The following is a 467-nucleotide window of genomic DNA, read 5'->3' as shown; positions in this document are numbered from 1 at the left end:
ACTTACTAATGCACACTTGCACACATTTCATAGTTTGGTCTTGGGCTTTTCTACAACGACAACTATTCGATCAATTATTTCAATTGGTCGTTTAGAATACAAGTGCCACGCTAGTCCCACTTTCTAGGAGCATGCATATAGCCACCTTGTATCGGATTTTGATTTTTATCTTATCCATTGAAGAAACTTATCTCCCCTTGGTTTACATACCAAGCATCTTCTTAAAGGGTCTCATAGTTGAGTTTGGGCATGGCCATTCTCACGAGGTTACTCAAGTCTTTCCCTTGGTTAACCATAACCCGAATCAACCACTTTTGTCCATATACCAAGTGTTTCCATGCACAAATAGTCTCATGGTTGAGGGTAGGAGCACCTATTCTCACGATATTAATCAAGTTCACCCCTTGGTTAATCATAACCCGATTCAATTCCCATACACCAAGCATTCCATTCACACCTTTCATGAT

General features: G+C 40.0%; 1 protein-coding gene. It reads right to left on the bottom strand.

The features are described 5' to 3' along the window. Positions 1-221 precede the first annotated feature (221 nt). A partial coding sequence (locus VSR34_RS38460; RefSeq protein WP_342965239.1) for a hypothetical protein occupies positions 222-467 on the bottom strand: 246 nt, incomplete at its 5' end.

This window comes from Paraburkholderia sp. JHI2823, assembly GCF_038900695.1.
GTDB classification, from domain to species: Bacteria; Pseudomonadota; Gammaproteobacteria; order Burkholderiales; family Burkholderiaceae; genus Paraburkholderia; species Paraburkholderia mimosarum.
Note: the sequence above shows the minus strand (reverse complement) of the source record. Positions and strands in the feature narration are given on the sequence as shown.